This is a genomic window from Stenotrophomonas sp. 05L414_2 (genome assembly GCF_056397905.1).
Genome location: NZ_JBFTOJ010000324.1, coordinates 1 through 1,191 on the forward strand (window position 1 = coordinate 1; position 1,191 = coordinate 1,191).

The 1,191-nt window shown below is 33.9% G+C and carries 2 protein-coding genes; both read right to left on the minus strand.

Features of this window, described 5'->3' with window-relative positions; genetic code table 11:
- The coding region (gene dnaN / locus AC1DJN_RS22015; RefSeq protein ID WP_478040288.1) for a DNA polymerase III subunit beta at nt 1–720 on the minus strand (720 nt) is incomplete at its 3' end.
- Between the two features lie 169 nt (nt 721–889).
- The coding region (locus AC1DJN_RS22020) for a helix-turn-helix domain-containing protein (RefSeq protein WP_478040290.1) at nt 890–1,191 on the minus strand (302 nt) is incomplete at its 5' end.

Below are 1,191 nucleotides of genomic sequence, written 5' to 3' on the forward strand. Positions count from 1 at the left end.
GAATAATACTTCTCCAGTTTTAAACAACACTTGCTGACTTGTCATARCAATTTGCACAAGATTTGTAGAATCCTCTAAAACTTTATTTAACTCATTTAAGCTTTTACCAGGAATTACAACACTATGTTCAACCTCAGGTAAATTTTCCAGTTGAACTTTACGTCTTGCCAAACGGTGGCTATCTGTTGCAACACAGATTAATGTTTCATTTTTTATCTGCCAGTTTACACCTGTCAACACCGGTCTACTTTCTGAAGTAGCAACAGCGAATACTGTTTCACGGATAATCGACTTTAATAGATCTGCAGGAATAGTAAATTTTTGATCCTCCGTTAATTCGGGTAATAAAGGATATTCAGTAGCATCTGAGCCAATTAAGTGGAATTCAGATTTACCTGAACGGATATGAGTTTGGAAACCAGTTGTTACTTGAATTTCAACCTCATTTGTTGGTAACTTACGTACAATTTCATTAAACATACGAGCTTGTACAACAATTGATCCTGTTTCTGTAATATTAATTAATTGTTGGCCATCTTCTTCAACTGGAATAAATGTTTGAATTGTAATATCAGCATCACTACCTGTTAAGCTAATACCCTCTTCTGTTACATCGATTTTTATCCCCGTTAAAATTGGAATAGTCGTTTTTGAACTTACGGCTTTCATGACATCATTTAAACCCTCTAATAAACGGTCACGTAAAATATTAAATTTCATTCGTTTTCCCTCACATATTTATATTATTTATTTATATAAAATAAAAAAGATATAGTAATAGGTCCTGTGGATTTGTGGATAAGTACTTTTAAGTGAATAAAATCAGTCTATCCACATGTAGATAGACTGTGTATAAGTTTGTGTTTAAATGTTTGTGTTGTCCACAGCTTTATTTTCCTAGCATGCTTCGAATTTGTTTAATATCTTGCTGTAGCTGAACGTCATTTTTCACCATAGAAGATATTTTTTCGTGAGCATGAATAACAGTAGTATGGTCACGTCCACCAAATTCTTCGCCAATTTTCGGCAGCGAAAAATCTGTTAATTCGCGAGATAAAAACATGGCTACTTGACGCGGGAAGGCAATTAACTTTGTACGTTTTTTCGCGGAAAAATCCTCTAAACGAATGTTAAAATGCTCTCCTACTGCATTTTGAATGTCTAATATCGTGACAGTTCGTGGCTTTGAAT